Origin of the sequence: Rheinheimera sp. EpRS3 (assembly GCF_001513785.1) — a bacterium.
GTDB lineage: Bacteria > Pseudomonadota > Gammaproteobacteria > Enterobacterales > Alteromonadaceae > Alishewanella.
In genome coordinates this window covers 71,468-90,600 of record NZ_LNQS01000007.1, presented here as the reverse complement: position 1 = coordinate 90,600, position 19,133 = coordinate 71,468, and the positions used below count along the sequence as shown (strand labels likewise).

Genomic DNA, 19,133 nt, shown 5'->3' with positions numbered 1-19,133 from the left:
GAATTATTTTCTCGTCAGTTTTGCCAGCGCCTGTTCCAGGCTGGGGTCCAGCGGCGCTTCTACCCGCATGGTTGTTTCGGTCATCGGATGGATAAAACTCAGGGTTTTAGCATGTAAAAACAAGCGGTTTAAGCCAACCTGTTGCATCTGTGAGGTAAAGGTGTTGTCACCGTATTTATCATCACAAGCGATCGGGTGGCCTTTACAAGCGGTATGCACGCGAATTTGGTGCGTACGGCCGGTTACCGGAAAAGCTTCTACCAAAGTGCCCTGCTGATAACGTTGTAAAATACGAAACCGCGTTTCTGAAGGTTTACCTTCAGCTTCATCTACCCGCACTACCCGTTCACCAGATTGCAGCGTATTCTTTTTCAGTGGCTCGGTAACTTTACGAACCTTGTTGTCCCAGTCGCCAGCGACCAGTGCCCAGTATTTTTTTTCTACGGTTTTATTGCGCAGCTGTTCGTGCAGATGGGTCAGCACCGAGCGCTTTTTTGCAATCAGCAAACAACCTGAAGTATCGCGGTCAAGCCGGTGTACCAGCTCCAGATGTTTCGCCAGTGGTCGCAGTGCCCGCAGTGCTTCAATCACACCAAACTGCAACCCACTGCCACCATGCACCGCCATGCCAGATGGTTTATTAAGTACAATCAGGTCGTTGTCTTCAAATAAAATATGCTGTTCGAGGTTTTTCACCATCGACAATTTTACCGACACCGGTTCGCCTTCAGCGGCAACGGTTAATGGTGGTATACGCACCACATCATCCTGCTGCAGTTTATATTCAGGTTTGATGCGTTTTTTGTTCACTCGCACCTCTCCTTTTCGCAAAACCCGATAAATAACACTTTTTGGTACGCCTTTTAGCCGTGCCAGTAAAAAATTGTCTATGCGCTGACCAATAAAATCAGGTTCTATTTCAATTAATTGCACAGGTAACTTGATTTCATCGCTCATGGGTTTTGAATACTCTGCTAATATTAGATTTCAGTTGCTATCGGCTGCGCATTAGTGGGATAATCCCCCCGCTAATTCTGCCAAAAACTGGCAATTAGGGCGCTCAAAGTGACGTAAGAGAATTTGTGCGGCAGCGCTTGGGGGAGTGATCATACCGAAATCGTGGTGAAAACCAACGTTTTTTATACCCCCGGCGTAAACCAAACGCCATTTGCCTGAGATAATGTTGCGTAATCTGTTATCAATAGCGGCAAAACATGAGTTCCGGTCAACCAGAGCATAAAAGATATTGCTATAACGCAGCGCCACAAGGCGGTGTGTTTCAGATCCAAAAACGAAAACAGCATAAACTGCGAAGCCATCACAAAAGCCCACGCAGTGACAATTTGGTTTCTTCAGACATTCCAGTCGTGAGACTGCACCCATTAGTGTTTGATAACGTCTGAACACGCAGGTGCCCGTTGGGCTGCGTTGTGGCTGCAAAATGCGAGTCACTAACGATGAAAAGAATGTTAATTAACGCCACGCAGGAAGAAGAAATCCGCGTTGCGCTGGTCGATGGCCAGAAACTGTACGACCTGGATATTGAAAGCCCGGGCCATGAACAAAAGAAAGCTAATATTTACAAAGGCAAAATCACCCGGGTCGAACCCAGCTTAGAAGCTGCTTTTGTTGACTACGGTGCTGATCGCCACGGCTTTTTACCTCTGAAAGAAATTTCCCGCGAATACTTCCCTTCTGGTTACAGCTTTGATGGTCGCCCCAATATTAAAGAAGTGGTTAAAGAAGGCCAGGAAGTAATTATCCAGATTGATAAAGAAGAACGTGGCCAAAAAGGCGCTGCGTTAACTACCTTTATCAGCCTTGCCGGCTCTTACTTAGTTTTAATGCCGAATAACCCGCGCGCGGGTGGTATTTCACGCCGTATAGAAGGCGACGAACGTCAGGAACTAAAAGACTCTTTAGGCCAGTTAGAAATGCCGGACGGCATGGGCTTAATTGTACGCACTGCTGGCGTAGGTAAATCCTATGAAGAGCTGGACTACGATTTAAAAGCGCTGTTAAAACACTGGTCTGCTATTACCGAAGAAGCGCAAAAGCGCGCTTCGCCGTTTTTAATCCATCAGGAAAGTAACGTAGTGTTTCGCGCCATCCGCGATTACCTGCGTCGCGATGTTGGCGAAATCCTGATCGATAATCCGCGTATTTTTGAAGAAGCCAAAGTGTATATTCAGCAGTTCAGGCCAGACTTTGCCCACCGCGTTAAGCTGTATCAGGGCGAAGTACCACTGTTTATGCACTTTCAGATTGAAACCCAGATTGAATCAGCGTTTCGCCGCGAAGTACGCCTGCCATCAGGCGGCTCTATCGTAATCGACAGCACTGAAGCCTTAACCGCCATTGATATCAACTCGTCTAAAGCTACCAAAGGCGGCGATATTGAAGAAACGGCGTTTAACACCAACTTAGAAGCGGCCGATGAAATTGCCCGTCAGTTACGTTTACGTGACTTAGGCGGCTTGATTGTAATTGACTTTATCGACATGACACCGGTACGCCACCAGCGCGAAGTAGAAAACCGCTTAAAAGATGCGGTAAAACACGACCGTGCCCGGGTGCAAATTGGCCGTATTTCACGTTTTGGTTTGCTGGAAATGTCACGCCAGCGTCTGCGCCCATCGCTGGGTGAGTCAGCTACGCATGTGTGCCCACGTTGTCACGGTCGCGGTACTATTCGTAGCACCGAGTCATCTGCACTGTCTATCCTGCGTTTAATTGAAGAAGAGTCAATTAAAGACAATACCAGTCAAATTCATGCTCAGGTGCCGGTATCTGTTGCTACCTACCTGATGAACGAAAAGCGTGATGCGATACGCCGTATCGAAAAACGCCATGGTATCCGCGTGTTTGTTATTCCTAACGAGCATATGGAAACACCAAACCATGAAGTTATCCGCATTCGTATTGATGAAGAAATTGATGATGCCAGCTACAACATGGTGAAAGTGCCAGAGGCCACATCAACGCTGTATCATCCGGCTTCTGATGCAGTAAAAGAAAAGCCTGCTATTTCGGCAATTAACATTGCAGATAGCACTGCCGCGCGTCCGGCAGCCGCTGTCACCGTGGCAGAGAAAGCCCCAGTACAAAGTACCGGCTTATTTCAGGCAATCAGTAGCTGGTTTGGCAAGTTGTTTGCCCCGGCAGAAACCCAGGCCGAAGTTAAGCCTGTCGCTAAGCCAAATGAGCGCAGCAATCCGCGTAATGGCAATCGTGAAAATGGTCGTGATGGTAATCGCGACAACAGCCGTGATGCCAACCGCGACAACAACCGTCGCCGCAATAAGCCACGCCGCCGTAATGAAGGTGACGACAAAGCGTTAGCGCCACAACTAAAAGATGAAGCTGTTCAGAAACCTGAGCGTCAGCAACGCCCGCCACAAGAGCCGCGTGCACCACGCCCACAGCAGGAAGCCAGAAAACCTGTGGAGAAAGCGCCAGTTGTCAATAAAGAGCCTGAAGATGACAATGCACCGCAGCGTATAGTTGAACGCCGGCAACGTCGTAACACGCGCCGCTCTGTACGTATGGATAAAGCGCCTGCAGCAGAAACCACTCAAGTGGTAACAGCAGCAGCCGTTACCGATACTACGTCTGCAGTAATACCTGAAACACCGGTTCAAATGACAACTGCCGAACCTGTTACTGACGCCGTGACTGCTACTAAAGAACATACTGAAGCAGCAGTTGTAGTCGAATCAGCAGTGGCACAGCCGAAAGATGACGTTACAGCAGCTATAACGACTGACACTACTGTTGACGCAACCGAAGAGGCTACTGCTGAAACTAGCGAGCAGGAAACCGCAGAGCCACGCAGCCGTAACCGCCGTTCACCACGTCATTTAAGGGCTGCAGGCCAGAAACGTAAAAAAGAGCAGGAACAAACTGACGCCGATGCCGCGCAAGCAGAAGCTGACGCTACACCTGCAGATACTGTTGCGGTAGCCGAAGAGCCAAAAGCTGTGCCAGCACAGGTTGAGCAAGCACAACCCGAAGTAACACACGCAGATACTGCAGCGGTGGTTGATGCTGACAACACTGAGCAGGCAGAGCAAGCTGTAGCAGAAAAACCGAAAACGCGCAGCCGCCGTAAACCTGCGGCCAAAAAAGCGGATAAAGACGTTACTGATACAGCAAGCGCAAGCGAAGCCGCACCAGCGACTGAAAAAACCGTGGGTAGTGTTGTAGCTGAAAAAGCTGAAGTTGCAGAGCCTGTTGCACCTAAAACAGAAGCTGTTGCAACTGAAGTTGTTAAAACAGAAGTCGTGAAAGCAGAAGCGGCTCCTGCAGTAGCACCTTCTAACCCTGCAGCAGAAGCAGCTAAGCCGGTAGCAGCGAAACCTGCAGGCGGGCGTTATGCCCAGATGGTAGTTGCTACCATGACCAAACCGGAAGCCAGCAAACAGGACAGCAATGCTGAAGTAGCAACGCCTGTGGTAATGCCAGCACAAGAAAGGCCGGTTGTAGCCAGCTCTGAGCGTCCTGCCGGTTCTGCGTTTGCCCGTCAGGCAGTAAGCGCACCAATGACCAAGCCAAAATCTGATGAGTAAGCTTATCAGTTGACACTGCAAAGTGTCAGACACAAAAAAGCCAGACAATGTCTGGCTTTTTTTTATTAGCTGGCTTTAATCAAGAACCTGTTTAAATCATAACGCGTAGTTATTTAAGGGGCGTAGCCGAATTAGAAATCGTATTTGGCACTGAACTGAACACGGTTCATATCGCCATCCAGGCCCGACTCTACTTCGCGGTTAGCAAACTTATACTCAATACCTACCATCAGCTTTTTCGTCGCCTGATACAACAAGTTAGCGCTGTAACTCTGAGTGGTTTTAGTGGCGCCAACTCCGGTCAAATCTGTATCGTTATCCGCCATCAGGGTTGAATACAGGAAGGTAGAACGCCATTGATCATTCCAAAGGTGACGATACGCCACTGAGAATGCGGTAACATCGATAGCTTCCAGATTACCGTCAGCATCCAACACTGCGCCATTTATCGTATTTAAACCTACATAGCGGCCCAGACCTTTACCGGTATTCAAAGTGATACGAATATCGTCTTTATTAGCTAAATCAATTTTGGTGCTGACCGATAAACCGTAAGATGTCACTTCATCATCAAAAGTACCGTCATCAATCGCGATTTGGCGCAATAAACCAGCCACTTTCACCACACCCCAATCCGTTTTCAGATTGTAGCTGGCAGTGAAATCCGGCGTAGCATTGTCATCTGTGGTAATACGGGCACCACCGCCGAAAGGCGTAACGGTACTTTCAGGGTTTTCCACTGCAAAAGAAAAATTGCCATGGGTATAACGTACCTGCGCCTGACGGATAAAGATAGCGGCATCCGGGTTACCAACAAAGTCTAATGTATCCGGAAGCGAGGCTACATCCATAAAGTTTGACCAGGTTTGGCCTAAAGTCCAGTTTTTGTATTTAATAAAAGCATGACGCATAACCGGGCTATAACCATTAGTGGTACGTTCGTCGTTGCCATTATTACTGGTCATAAAATCAAACTCAAGATGGCCGGTAATTTTACTGCCATCTTCAAGCTCTGTTGCCGTAGAAAAGAAGAAGCGTGACTGGCGAGCATGCATATCAAAACGTGTGGTACTCTCTCCGCCAATGGGAGTTAGCGAAGGTACATAAAACTCCCGCCCCAGAGCTGCAACTTCGCCATCAGCATCAGTTACCATGGCATCCAGCTTTACATAGCCGCCAAAAGTGACATTGGTGCCGCCGATATCAAACCCAGCAGCTTGTACACTGCCAGCTCCTAGTGCCACGCAGGCTGCAAGGTAAGATATTGTTGTTATTTTTTTCATTTTCTCGTCTCTCCATCTTCGTTCTTGTAATGGTAATTTTTCGATTCAACTGTGGTTCAGACTGGCCGTTACTGCAATTAGCCTTTAGTCGCAGTTATGCTGCATATTAAAGCGAACAGTATCAGGTTGGCTACAACACGCGGATTTGGCTAGACTAAGGTCTAATTTCAAATAACACGCGGCTTCGATAGAAAGATAACAGTAAATTTATGAAGCTCTCACAGGGGAAGTTATGTCACATCCATTAGTTTATCCGGTACCCGCCAGTGCAGCCAAGCGCTCACTTTTAACTAACGAGCAATATATGCAGATGTATCAGCAGTCTGTTAGCTCTCCGGAAGCATTCTGGGCGGAACACGGTAAACGTCTGCACTGGTTTACCCCTTTTACCAAGGTTAAAAATACCAGCTTTGACAGCGGTAAAGTGAATATTAACTGGTTTAGCGATGGTGAACTCAACGCCAGTTATAACTGTCTGGACCGGCATTTGCCTGAGCGCGCCAATCAGGTTGCCTATTATTGGGAAGGCGACTCACCAGACGTACAAAAATCGGTTACTTATGCGCAGTTGCATCAGCAAGTATGTAAACTGGCCAATGGTATGAAAGATCTGGGTGTTAAAAAAGGCGATCGGGTAACTATTTATCTGCCAATGATCCCGGAAGCCACCGTAGCACTGCTCGCATGTGCCCGCATTGGCGCTGTGCACTCTGTGGTGTTTGCCGGCTTTTCGCCGGATGCACTGGGCAGCCGTATTGTCGACTGTGACTCTAAACTGGTTATTACCGCAGATCAGGCATTACGCGGCAGCCGGGTGACCAACTTAAAAGATAACACTGATATGGCGCTGGCTCACCTAGGAGCAGACTCACCGGTTAAACATGTATTGGTGGTTAAACATGTAGGCAAAAATGTTGATATGCAGGCCGGACAAGATGGCCGTGATGTTTGGTATCACGACTTATTAAACCGGCAAAGTGCAGACTGCCCTGCCGAGCCCATGAACGCTGAAGATCCGCTATTTATTTTGTATACCTCTGGCTCTACCGGCAAACCCAAAGGCGTATTGCACACCACAGGCGGTTATATGGTGTGGGCGTCGATGACTCACCAGTATGTATTTGACTATCACGATGGCGACATCTACTGGTGTGCTGCCGATATCGGCTGGGTAACCGGACATACGTATATTGTTTATGGCCCGCTGGCCAATGGTGCTACCAGCGTGTTGTTTGAAGGTGTACCTAACTACCCCAGCGTTAAACGTATGGCGCAAATTGTCGACAAGTATAAAGTAAACATCCTTTATACCGCACCTACTGCTATTCGCGCGCTGATGGCGCATGGTGATGCGCCGGTAGAAGGTGCCAACCTTGCATCTTTGCAAACACTTGGCAGTGTGGGTGAACCGATTAACCCTGAAGCATGGAACTGGTATCATGAGAAATTCGGTAACGGTAATTGCCCTATTGTGGATACCTGGTGGCAAACCGAAACCGGCGGCATTTTGATCACACCTCTGCCAGGTTGTACTGAACTTAAACCCGGCTCTGCCACCCGGCCATTCTTTGGCGTTAAACCAGCGATTGTGGATAACGAAGGTAAAGAATTAAGCGGCGAGTGTGAGGGCAATCTGGTCATTAAAGACAGCTGGCCGGGGCAAATGCGCACCGTGTACGGCGATCACGAGCGCTTTGAACAAACTTATTTCAGCACTTACCCAGGCTTATACTTTACCGGTGATGGCGCCAAACGCGATGCAGATGGTTATTACTGGTTAACGGGCCGGGTAGATGACGTACTGAATATTTCCGGCCACCGCTTAGGCACGGCCGAAATTGAAAGTTGTCTGGTTGCCCATGATGCGGTGGCAGAAGCTGCTGTGGTGGGTTACCCGCATGATATTAAGGGCCAAGGCATTTATGTTTACGTTACACCAAGGGTGGGTATTGAACCCAGCGCAGAGCTCACCAAGGCATTGCGTGACTGGGTGCGGGAAGAAATATCCCCTATTGCCACACCAGATTTAATTCAGTGGGCACCTACCGGTTTACCGAAAACCCGCTCAGGCAAAATTATGCGGCGTATTCTACGTAAAATTGCCGCTAATGAGCATGATCAGTTAGGTGATATTTCCACACTGGCTGATCCATCTGTTGTTGAAACTCTGGTGACAAACCGGTTAAACCGTAAATAAGCTATCGGGCAAGTACGCGCTTGACACGACGCCCTGCTAACCTCAGTATAAAAGGCCGCATTCGCGGCCTTTCTCACAAGAATGGCATAATAATTAAAATACCCTTCGCTGGAGGACAAGATGGCAAAACTGATCGTCGCTGACGACCACCCGCTGTTTCGCAATGCGCTGATAAACGCCATCAGCAGCACTTTTGCCACTAAAGCTACTATTGAAACAGATAGCTTTGAAAGCACCTGTGTTGCACTGGAACAACACCCTGATACCGATTTACTGCTACTTGATCTGCATATGCCGGGGAACTGCGGTTTTCTCGGCTTAATACAGTTACGCAAAAACTACCCTGCCCTGCCAATAGTCGTAATCTCAGCCAGTGAAGAGCTGGATGTTATTCGCCGGGTTATGGCCTTTGGCGCTTCAGCTTACGTGCCTAAATCAGCTAACCCGCTGGATATCAGTGCAGCACTAAACGCTGTTATGGCCGGGGAGTTATGGGTACCGCTGCGACTGAAAAATCAGGTGCTGGATATCCACAGCCGCGAAGCAGAAGATGATTTGGATCTGGCAGCCCGCGTAGCTCAGTTAACTCAGCAGCAATACAAGGTTCTGTACTATCTGACCGAAGGCTGGCTTAACAAGCAAATCGCATACGATTTACATATCTCAGAAGCCACAGTAAAAGCGCACATTACTGCCATATTTCGCAAGCTTGGCGTTACTAACCGTACTCAGGTGGTTATTCAGGCTCAGCGCCTGACGCTGGAACCACCTGTTGACAGAGCCATGGCGCAGCCGCACTAAAAACTCAGAATGAAACGATTAGGCTACCGGGTTATTTTGCTCCTGAGCACGTTTTAGCATTCTGAGGTGGTTAAGGCTGGCGCGAAGTGCCGCCGGCTTAATAGGTTTAGCCAGAAACATCAGCCCGTGCTGTCTGGCTTTAAGTGCCAGGCCGGTCTCCGGCGACGCCGACACTAAAATGCCATTCACCTGCCCCCATACCGGTTTAATTTTCTCGTACAACTGCAGGCCATTTAAATTCTGCCCCAGCTGATAATCTATTAGTAAGGCATCAGGTGCACGATGCTGCTGCGCATAATCCAGTAAGCTCTGTTCATCATAAAAACACTGCACATCCTGCACCTGCCATTGTTCCAGCAGCACTTTTAGCGCCGCCAGGTTTGCCGCATCATCATCGACACATACCACAGACAAGCCCAGCACCGGACGGTGTACTGCAACAACCGGCAACGGAAATTCAACCTTTTGCGCTATATCAACCAGCGGCAAACTGATGCTGAAGACACTGCCTTTACCCGGCCACGACGCTACTGCCAATGTATGGCCAAGTAATTTTGCCATACGATTGACAACACCAAGCCCCAGGCCGACCCCCTGCTCGCCTTTTGCCGTTGCGTCAATACGATAAAAATCTTCGAAAATACGCTGCAAATCAGCTTCGCCAATGCCCGGGCCGGTATCCCATACCTGAATTAATAGCTGGTTTTTCCGCTTTCTGCACCCCAGCACAATACGGCCTTTTTTCGTATACTTTATCGCATTTGACAGCATATTCTGCAAAATACGCCTTAAGTACATAGGATCAGTTTGCACCTGGTAATCGGCCGCTTTTACTGCCAACCCCAGGCCTTTTTGCTGTGCCAGTAAATTAAATTCATCGGATAACTGCGACAGCAGCTCTTTTAATGAGACGGTTTGCACATCGGGAGACAGCTTACCATCGTCCAGCTTGGCAATTTCCAGCAAGGTTGAGATCAACTCTTCAGACGCTTTTAACGAGTTATCCAACTGGCCAATTATATGCTGCTGTTGCTGAGTGTCTTTACTGCCTGCCAACGCCGCGGTAAACAACCTGGCTGCATTCAGCGGCTGCAAGATATCGTGGCTGGCCAAAGCCAGAAAACGGGTTTTAGACGCATTAGCGGCCTCAGCTTCCGCTTTGGCCTGCAACAATTGCAGCTCAGTTTCACGCCGCCGGCGCACCTCGCCCAGCAATTCATGGTTAATTTCAGAAATGGTCTGGGTGCGCTCCTGTACCCTGTCTTCCAAGTGTTGCTTCGCCTCAGCCAGCCCCTGCACAGCTTTAACATGGTCAGAAATATCGGTAAAGCTGGTAACAAAGCCGCCGCCCGGTATCGGGTTGCCGCGCATTTCTATTACCTTACCGTCCGGGCGTACCCGCTGAAACACATGTGCCGTACCGTTTTGCATATGGCCAATACGTTTTTCTACATGCTCGTCTGCCGTACCTGGCCCGCACAGGCCGCGCTCGGCGTTAAAGCGCACTATATCGGCAATTGGCCGGCCTACCCGCACCATGGCTTCGGGGTAATCAAACATATCCAGATAAGCCCGGTTCCAGGCTACCAGCTTTAACTCCCGGTCTACTACGCTAACGCCCTGGCTTAAGTGCTCCAGGGTAGAAAACAGAATTTTACGTGAAAACTGAATCGCCTGCGTTGTGTCATCAAATAAGGTGACCACATCTTCAAAGCCAAGCTGGCGGCCTTCCAGTACAGCATTAACCATCGCCGATGCTGAAGAGGCGCCTATAACACCGGCTAACTCGCGCTCGACATGCTCGACCAGGCCGACACTGGGTAAATCATCCAGTTGCAGCGCGGTGTCCTGGCGGCGGCCGTATTCCAACAAACACTCGCTCGCCCGGCTAGCACCGACAAAACGCTCCAGCAGAATTTTTAAGTCTTTATTGCGAATACGAATGCGCCGCGCGGGCGTGTCCTGATGATTTACCGGTAAATTAGGCTTAACAAAGGCAACGGCCTGCAACCTGTCTTGCAGGTTAACCTGCATCATTAACGAGCCCAGAATATAAAACAGCAGGTTAAAGCCTAACGAGAACAGCACGCCATGGCTTAAGCTATCCAGTTGTGTACCAAATAACGCTGTGGGCACCAGCCAGGGCCAGCCAAACAAACCAGTTTGCATAATGTTGCTGTCTATAGCACCGGTGCTGACTAACTGCGGCAGCATCAGCGTGAAAAACCACAGTGAAAAACCCACAGCCAGGCCCAGATATACGCCCCAGGCATTACCGCGGCGCCAGTATAAGCCGCCGATCACCGCCGGAGCTAACTGGATCACCAGCGCGAAGGCCAGCAAGCCGGTTTCCGCCAGCTCATAATTACGGGCAAACACACGGTAATACAGATAAGACAGCGCCATCACCAGAATGATCATACTGCGCCTTACCAGCAGGATCAGCAGGCTGTAATCGTGCGGTAAGCCCTGCTTTTTACTGCTGCGCAACAAGCCGGGCATAATCACATCGTTGCTTATCATTGTCGACAGCGCCAGCGTAGCGATAATAATCATCGATGTTGCTGCTGAAAAACCGCCGATAAATACCAGCACACTTAACGTACTCCAGCCAGACTGCGCCGGAATAAGCAATACAAAGCTGTCAGCAGAATTAAGTGCATTTGGAAATAGCTGCATACCGCCAATGGCGATTGGAATAACCACTATGGTGACTAAAAACAAATACAGTGAAAACCAGCGCCGTGCATGGCGTAAATGGTGGTGCGACACGTTTTCGACAAAAGCGACGTGAAACTGCCGCGGTAGTAAAAACACCGCTGCCATGGCCAAGATGGTTTTGGTAAAAAACTCTACCACGCCGTGGCCATTGCTGCTTTGCTGCTGGGCCATGGCATGCTCAGCAAAACGCTCAAACACGCTAATGTCATCTGCCAGCACAAAAACATACACTGCCAGCCCAAGCATCAGTAAAGCAAATAACTTTACTACCGACTCAAAAGCAATAGCCACCATCACGCCACGGCTTTGCTCGGTAAGGTGCAACTTGCGCGTGCCAAACAAAATAGCAAAAAAAGCCATTGCCAGAGCACTTAAAAACGCACTGTCCTGCCACCAGTTGGCAGCCTCATCGCTAAAATCGCCGCCCAGCAACACATGATAAGAACTGGCTACGGCTTTTAGCTGCAGTGCAATATAGGGCACCACTACCACCAGACAAATTAATGATGTCAGCAGCGCAATATTTTTGCGTTTACCGTAGCGGGCAGAGATAAAATCGGCGACAGAGGTAACGTTTTGTTTTTTTGCCACATACAGCAGTTTAAATAAAAACGGCTGGGCAAACATAAACAGCAAAATGGGCCCCAGATAAATGGGAATATAATCCCAGCCCTGGGTAACCGCCGTCCCTACAGCACCATAGTAAGTCCAGGAGGTGCAATACACGGCTAACGCCAGGCTGTAGATCAGCCCCCCATACTTTCGTATTAGTTTGTCATCGGCATGGCGCTCGCCCCAGTTGGCAATAAGGAACAAACCACCGACATATAACAACGCCAATAAGGCAACTACCCACGCGGCCACTGCATTCTCCCGTTATTATTCTGTTTTACTTTTGGCTCAGCGCGGGCCACAAGTCAACTATCTGCGCTACGGCTTCGACTAAAGTCGGGCTTTCACTTGTGTTAACTACTGCTAGATTAACTTTGCGAGATAAAAATAACAAAGGAAAGGAGTGTTAATTATGACAGAGCACGATCGCAACGCGGCGGCTTACTGGTCAGCGAATCTTCGCCTGATCATTGGCAGCCTCATCGTCTGGGCTTTGGTGTCATATGGTTTTGGGATCCTGTTACGTCCCATGCTGTCAGGCATCACAGTAGGCGGCACCGACATTGGTTTCTGGTTTGCACAACAGGGGTCTATCTTAACCTTTATCGTCTTAATCTTCTTCTATGCCTGGAGAATGAATAAGCTTGATGAAGAATTTGGCTTAAGCGAGGAGTAAACCCGTCATGAGTCAATTTGCAATTAACCTTATTTTTGTTGGCGGCTCATTCGCGCTCTATATCGCCATTGCGATTTGGGCCCGGGCTGGCTCCACCAAAGAGTTCTATGTAGCCGGTGGTGGCGTACACCCGGTAATGAATGGTATGGCAACAGCCGCTGACTGGATGTCTGCTGCATCGTTTATTTCTATGGCAGGCTTAATTGCCGCCGGTGGTTATGCTAACTCTACTTATCTGATGGGCTGGACCGGCGGTTATGTGTTGCTGGCTATGTTACTTGCGCCCTACCTGCGTAAGTTTGGTAAATTCACCGTGCCGGAATTTATCGGTGACCGTTTTTACAGTAAAAATGCCCGTTTTGTCGCAGTAGCCTGTTTAATCATTGCTTCGGTAACTTACGTTATCGGCCAGATGACCGGTGCCGGTGTAGCGTTTTCACGCTTTCTGGAAGTAGAAAGTAATACCGGCCTTATCATAGCGGGTGTTATTGTTTTCCTGTATGCGGTAATGGGCGGTATGAAAGGTATTACCTATACTCAGGTAGCACAGTATGTGGTACTGATTATTGCTTATACTATCCCTGCCGTGTTTATTTCATTACAACTGACCGGCAACTTCCTGCCACCGCTGGGGTTATTCTCAGACCATATTGAATCTGGCGTGCCGTTGCTGCAAAAGCTGGATATGGTTGTACGTGATCTGGGCTTTGTTGATTACACGGCTGATGTGGATAACAAACTGAATATGGTGTTATTTACGCTGTCACTGATGATTGGTACAGCCGGTTTACCACACGTTATTATTCGTTTCTTCACTGTGCCTAAAGTGTCTGACGCACGCTGGTCAGCCGGTTGGGCACTGGTGTTTATCGCCCTGCTGTATTTAACAGCGCCAGCTGTTGCTTCTATGGCACGGTTAAACCTGTTAACCACAATTTACCCTGCAGGCCCTACTGCTGACGCTATAGAATATGCAGAACGCCCGGACTGGATTAAAAACTGGGAGCAAACCGGTTTAATTAAGTTTGAAGATAAAAATAACGATGGCCGTATTCAGCTTTATAACGACAGCGCCGCCTTTAAAGCAACCGCTGACGAACGTGGCTGGAATGGTAACGAGTTAACCGTTAATAATGACATTCTGGTATTAGCTAACCCTGAAATTGCTAATTTACCTGGCTGGGTTGTAGGTTTAATTGCAGCGGGTGGTTTAGCAGCAGCATTATCTACCGCTGCAGGCTTATTGCTGGCCATTTCGTCAGCTATCAGCCATGACTTAATTAAAGGCTCGATTAATCCCAATATCAGTGAAAAAGGTGAATTGCTGGCTGCAAGGATCTCTATGGCTGTAGCCATATTGGTGGCCACCTGGCTGGGGATGAACCCGCCTGGTTTCGCAGCGCAGGTAGTAGCACTGGCATTTGGTATTGCCGCGGCGTCTATCTTCCCGGCGCTGATGATGGGTATATTCTCCAAACGGGTAAATAACAAAGGCGCTATTGCAGGTATGCTGGCAGGCTTGCTGTCAACTGTGATCTACATCTTCCTGTTCCTGGGTTGGTTCTTTATTCCTGGCACAGCAATGCTGGCGAACACACCTGACAACTGGCTGTTTGGCATATCGCCACTGTCATTCGGAGCTGTAGGTGCAATGATTAACTTTATTGTTGCCTTTGCCGTATCGTCTGCCACAGAAGCACCGCCAGCACGCATTCAGGAACTGGTTGAAAGCGTACGTTATCCAAAAGGTGCAGGTTCAGCTACCGGCCACTAAGCAACACAGTAAACTTGGTAACACAGTAAACTTGCTTTAGAAGTCAGAGCAAGGCAAAAATAATAAAGCGGGCTTTCATGGTGAAAGCCCGTCTTTTTCAGGGATAACACTATGCTATGGGAACTGATTGCAACGGTATTCGCAGGGCTTGGCGCTGCAGGTATTGCACTGTTACTACGTAAGTTAAGCAAAAACCGTGCTCCACGCTGGCTAATACCGGTATTTGCCGGAGCTGCCATGCTGGGGTTTCAGATCCAAAGTGAATACACCTGGTATCAGCATACGGCCAGCCGCTTACCCGCTGGTGTGGTAGTAATAAAAAAGATTGAGCAACAAACTGCGTTGCGGCCCTGGAGCTACCTGTATCCGCAAACGCTACGATTTATCGCAGCTGACGTGAGTAATGCCTCGGCAAATAATATTAACCCGCAAGTAAAACTGGTTGATTTGTACTTCTTTGAACGGCGTGCTCAGGCCCGGCGCGTACCTCAGGTTGTGCATTGTCAACAGTATGCCCAGGCTGATTTTAACGCCGAGCTGCAGATCCCCGAAGGTGATACAGCCTTGAACGGCAACTGGAAAAAACTTAGTAGTGAAGATCCTCTGATTAGCGCGCTTTGTCGCAGCTGAGGATATTATTAATACTTTGATTCGGTTTAACCGGAGAAAAAATGGAAGTTGCTGACGTTACAAAATTTCTTGCCGAAACTACGCCATTCGATCAACTCGACGCCGCAGCGCTTGGCCAGTTGTCAGCCCATATCAACGTTTATTATTATCAGGCGCAGGATAGCGTAAAAATTAACACCGATCGCTTGCTGATAGTCCGCACCGGAATTTTTACGCTGTACAGCGATCAGCAGCAGTTGCTGACTAAACTGCAAAGTGGCGATTTTTATGGTTATCAGCAGCTGCTCACCGGCCTGACTGACAGCGACACCCTGCTCTGTGAAGAAGATGGTCTGGTGTATTGGCTGGAGGCAGAAGCGTTTCATCAATGCCGTTATCAGTACAAAAATATCGATATTTTCTTCCAGCGCCTGTTTAGCCGACGGCTGCACCAATACCGTGAACAACAGCAGGCCTCGCGCTTTACCTTAAAAATAAGTGATGTTGTACAACAACGTAAAATTGCCATCCGGCCGGAACAAACAGCACAGGATGCAGCAAAACTGATGTCTGACAGCCGCGTATCATCGTTGTTGGTAGAGGAAAACAATAAACTGGTCGGCATTCTGACAGATCGCGATTTGCGCAGCAGAGTGTTAGCACATGCCTTACCCTCAAGCACTCAGGTAAGCCAGGTGATGACGCGTCAGCCACAAAGCATCGATCGCCATGCTTACCTGTATGAAGCCGTACAGCAGATGAGCCAGCATAATATTCACCATCTGCCAGTAACAGATCAAGGTGTGTGCTGCGGCATGCTGACCGCAACAGATATTATCCGCAGCCAGCAGGATCATCCGGTATATCTGATTGGCGAAATACACCGGCAGCTGTCCACAGATGGCCTGGAGCGTTGCAGCCAGCAAATAGCTGCACTGGCTATTACACTAAGTAAACAACAGGTGCCGGCATATGAAGCCGGACATATTATTACCACAATTACAGATGCACTTACCCAACGCCTGATTTATCTGGCACAGCAGAAACTGGGCGAACCGCCCTGTGTATTCAGCTGGCTGGCTTTTGGCTCTCAGGCACGGATGGACCAAAGCCTTAACGCCGATCAGGACAACGCACTGCTGCTGGAAAAAGAACCCGTTGGTGCGGTTGGTGAATATTTCAGTGCACTAGCCGAATTCGTTTGTCAGGGGTTAGCACAATGCGGCATTACACTTTGCCCTGGTAATATTATGGCAACCAACCCCGAACTACGGTTAAGTTTAAAAGGCTGGTCTGGCCGCTTTGCCCGCTGGATTGCCACCCCAACGCCGGAAGCACTGCTCAAAGCCAGTATTTTCTTTGACTTACGGGTTATTGACGGCAGCAAAGGCCTGTTTAATGCTCTACAAGAAGATGTGTTGCAACGCACAACTGAAGCTCCGTTATTTTTGTATCATCTGGCGCAGGCAGCTCTACAGCGCACTGCTCCGCTGGGTTTCTTTAAAAATTTTATCCTTGAACAGGATGGTAAGCATAAAAAAGGCCTGGATTTAAAAAAACGGGGTATCAGCCTGATCACCGACTTAGTTAGAGTGTATGCACTCTACGCCGGGATCCATGAGGTTAACACCCGTAGCCGTCTGCAACAGCTTGCAGCTCAAGGTATTATCGATAGTAAAGACGGTCAGAATTTAAACGATGCTTTTGATCTGTTAGCACAACTACGCTGGGAAAAACATCAGCATGACCTGCAAAACAGTCATGATGTTACTAACCTGCTAAACCCGGCTGAAGTGTCCGGCCTCGCACGGCACCAGTTAAAAGACAGTTTTGCCGTAATAAACGAAGCACAAAGCCGGGTAAAACATCGTTTCTGCCGGGAGCTGTAAGGTGTTCGGCTGGTTATTGCGTAAAAACACCGCCTTAAGTGAAGTGGTAAACCATTTTATTAATACCCCATTCCCTGCGTCTTCAACCCCGATAGAGCAGGCTAATTTTCTGGTGTTGGATCTTGAACTTACCGGGCTTAATCCGCGCAAAGACCATATCGTCAGCATTGGTTGGGTGCCCATCAGAGGGCAGGAAATTGTGCTGGCTGAAGCAAAGCATTATCTGATAAATAGCCCGGTCAGTGTCGGCCAGAGTGCGGTATATCATGGCTTACACGATCATCAGTTAAAAAATGCCCATGATCTGGCACAGATACTCACTGAGTTGTTATCGCACTACGCCGGCTACATATTTGTCGCCCACCACAGTGGGCTGGACGAGCAATGTCTGCGTTTTGCCTGCCAGCGCTGTTTTGGCAAAGCGCCGCGCTTTCGTTTTATTGACACCATGCAAATGGAATGGCAGCGCCTGCTGCGCCAGGGTAAGGTAGTAAAACATGATGCACTTAAGCTACCCAACTGCCTTAAGCGTCACGGCCTGCCCGATATGGCAAATCACCACGCACTGGAAGATGCCTACAGCAGCGCCCTGCTGCTGCTTAGCCAGTTAAAACTCGGCGGTAATACGATGACCCTAAGCGACTTATACTTATTGTCACGTTAAACCATTTGTGCAGATGATCCGCTAGTAAGTACAACCAGAGTATTGCTGTAAAGTAGCAGATGCAATTTGTCTTAACTGAGCCTGAAGCTGCTCCGCTAATGCGATCTGTGGCATGTAAGGTAACTCATCAGCTGATTCACCACTAATAATCTCGTAAAACACCAGCGCTGTTAGTAAAGTTCCGGCCAGTGACGCATGATTGCCATCAGTATGAAAAGATGTCTGAGGTAGCATGCCTACTGCATTATTCCAGGCAGGTCCAATGGGTGCCACACAACTTGCTTCCCTACCAGCAATACCCAAATGCAGCAAATAAACCCGCATGCCTTCTTCAGCGTTGCCTCTTTGTGGATGCTCCGGAAACATAATAGGAGTAGCCGATAACTGTTTACTTAGCGCAACCCAGTATTCTGACGCCGCTGTAGAATAAGAGTACTGACCGGTGGTTGAGTATTTCTGCGCTTGCCATATTACATGGCTCCAGTCTTGGGATTGCAGCGCAGCCAGCGTAACACCATCGCTCAACCTTTCATCAAGATATGCCCATCCCGGTGCCACAGTAGCAACGGTGGTTTTACCAGTACCTTGTTCCAGTAAAGCGCTTAACACTGACGACAGATTATTTGAACTGACATGACTATTACCAACAAGCAGTATCTGGTATTGGTCTACGTAGCGGTTATCCGGTATAGGCAGCATTTCATCTACTGGTGGTGGTGAGATAACAACAGGTGGTGGAGTAACTATACCTCCCTGATCGTTTGCTGTATCGCCACCGCTACCGCAAGCCGTGAGCAAAGAAAAAAGTAAACCAGTGCTTATACTGTTAAAAAAAAGCCCACGCATAACCGTACCTTATAAAAAGTTAAGCACTCTTTCTAAACCAACCTCACTAACAATACAAGCACATTACACTTACCTTTAAACATAACAAGCCAAACAATGTAACAATTTAAATACGATTCAGTTGCCTGGAGTTTATCGCAGATACTTTGCCACCTTTTAGTGTAAGCGACACCAGGTATTCCCCGCCGATATCGCCTTTTAGCCGGTAAGACCAGGTTTCAACAGTAGTGCCTTTTACCGGCTCGCCAATATCTACGCCCAACGTCTCCACATCTTTTGCTACCGGCTCGCCAGCCAGCGACAGCACATCAATTCGTGTCATGCCGCAGCGTAACAATTTACCATCGCTTAATCTGAAACCGCAGGCACTGGCTTGTGCGGCAAATAGCAACACGACAATAGCAGCATAAAATAATTTCATCGCAACATCCTGATAACATGAATTGTGTTCAGTATAGTGACAAATCCGCATTAGATACCAGATACAATACGG

At 48.6% G+C, this 19,133-nt stretch carries 14 protein-coding genes; 8 read left to right on the top strand and 6 right to left on the bottom strand.

Annotated elements, in window-relative coordinates; translation table 11 throughout:
* Positions 1–3: 3 nt before the first annotated feature.
* Positions 4–957 carry a 23S rRNA pseudouridine(955/2504/2580) synthase RluC gene (gene rluC, locus AR688_RS07645; RefSeq protein ID WP_068231573.1) on the bottom strand — a complete coding sequence of 318 codons (954 nt, stop codon included), beginning with the start codon at positions 955–957 and terminating at the stop codon, positions 4–6.
* A 51-nt stretch (positions 958–1,008) separates the two neighbouring features.
* The gene (locus AR688_RS20165) at positions 1,009–1,407 is read right to left on the bottom strand and encodes a hypothetical protein (RefSeq protein ID WP_156420249.1); all 399 of its coding nucleotides are present in this window, start codon (positions 1,405–1,407) and stop codon (positions 1,009–1,011) included.
* Between the two features lie 50 nt (positions 1,408–1,457).
* Here AR688_RS20165 and rne point away from each other — a divergent pair, with 50 nt between their 5' ends.
* Entirely contained in the window at positions 1,458–4,568 is a 3,111-nt protein-coding gene (gene rne / locus AR688_RS07640; protein ID WP_197412162.1) for a ribonuclease E, read from the top strand.
* Positions 4,569–4,699: 131 nt separating this feature from the next.
* On the opposite strand, the gene AR688_RS07635 is transcribed toward rne, so the two are convergent.
* Positions 4,700–5,851, bottom strand: coding sequence for a DcaP family trimeric outer membrane transporter (locus tag AR688_RS07635; RefSeq protein WP_068231568.1), 1,152 nt, complete (start codon positions 5,849–5,851; stop codon positions 4,700–4,702).
* Positions 5,852–6,083: 232 nt separating this feature from the next.
* On the opposite strand from AR688_RS07635, the gene acs reads away from it, so the two are divergent.
* Positions 6,084–8,048, top strand: coding sequence for an acetate--CoA ligase (gene acs, locus AR688_RS07630; RefSeq protein ID WP_068231565.1), 1,965 nt, complete (start codon positions 6,084–6,086; stop codon positions 8,046–8,048).
* 120 nt (positions 8,049–8,168) lie between these two features.
* On the top strand, positions 8,169–8,849 hold the full coding sequence (locus AR688_RS07625; RefSeq protein ID WP_068231562.1) for a LuxR C-terminal-related transcriptional regulator: 681 nt from the start codon (positions 8,169–8,171) through the stop codon (positions 8,847–8,849).
* Between the two features lie 18 nt (positions 8,850–8,867).
* Here AR688_RS07625 and AR688_RS07620 read toward each other — a convergent pair whose 3' ends face one another.
* Entirely contained in the window at positions 8,868–12,434 is a 3,567-nt protein-coding gene (locus AR688_RS07620) for a PAS domain-containing hybrid sensor histidine kinase/response regulator (RefSeq protein WP_068231559.1), read from the bottom strand.
* Positions 12,435–12,594: 160 nt separating this feature from the next.
* Between AR688_RS07620 and AR688_RS07615 the strand changes: the two genes are divergently transcribed.
* The 5 genes from AR688_RS07615 to AR688_RS07595 all read left to right on the top strand — a co-directional run bounded on the left by AR688_RS07615 (position 12,595) and on the right by AR688_RS07595 (position 17,794).
* On the top strand, positions 12,595–12,858 hold the full coding sequence (locus AR688_RS07615; protein WP_068231556.1) for a DUF4212 domain-containing protein: 264 nt from the start codon (positions 12,595–12,597) through the stop codon (positions 12,856–12,858).
* Positions 12,859–12,865: 7 nt separating this feature from the next.
* A complete protein-coding gene (locus AR688_RS07610) occupies positions 12,866–14,632 on the top strand; it encodes a sodium:solute symporter family protein (protein WP_068231553.1) in 1,767 nt (588 codons plus the stop codon).
* A 111-nt stretch (positions 14,633–14,743) separates the two neighbouring features.
* The gene (locus AR688_RS07605) at positions 14,744–15,262 is read left to right on the top strand and encodes a hypothetical protein (RefSeq protein ID WP_068231550.1); all 519 of its coding nucleotides are present in this window, start codon (positions 14,744–14,746) and stop codon (positions 15,260–15,262) included.
* A gap of 41 nt (positions 15,263–15,303) precedes the next feature.
* Complete coding sequence (locus AR688_RS07600; protein ID WP_068231548.1) at positions 15,304–17,130, top strand: DUF294 nucleotidyltransferase-like domain-containing protein; 1,827 nt, start codon at positions 15,304–15,306, stop codon at positions 17,128–17,130.
* 1 nt (position 17,131) lies between these two features.
* On the top strand, positions 17,132–17,794 hold the full coding sequence (locus AR688_RS07595; RefSeq protein WP_068231546.1) for an exonuclease domain-containing protein: 663 nt from the start codon (positions 17,132–17,134) through the stop codon (positions 17,792–17,794).
* 21 nt (positions 17,795–17,815) lie between these two features.
* On the opposite strand, the gene AR688_RS07590 is transcribed toward AR688_RS07595, so the two are convergent.
* Together AR688_RS07590 and AR688_RS07585 are read right to left on the bottom strand one after the other, a co-directional pair.
* Entirely contained in the window at positions 17,816–18,640 is an 825-nt protein-coding gene (locus AR688_RS07590; RefSeq protein ID WP_068231543.1) for a hypothetical protein, read from the bottom strand.
* Positions 18,641–18,746: 106 nt separating this feature from the next.
* Positions 18,747–19,061: a hypothetical protein gene (locus AR688_RS07585; RefSeq protein WP_068231540.1), complete on the bottom strand. Its 315-nt coding sequence runs from the start codon at positions 19,059–19,061 to the stop codon at positions 18,747–18,749.
* Between the last annotated feature and the right edge of the window lie 72 nt (positions 19,062–19,133).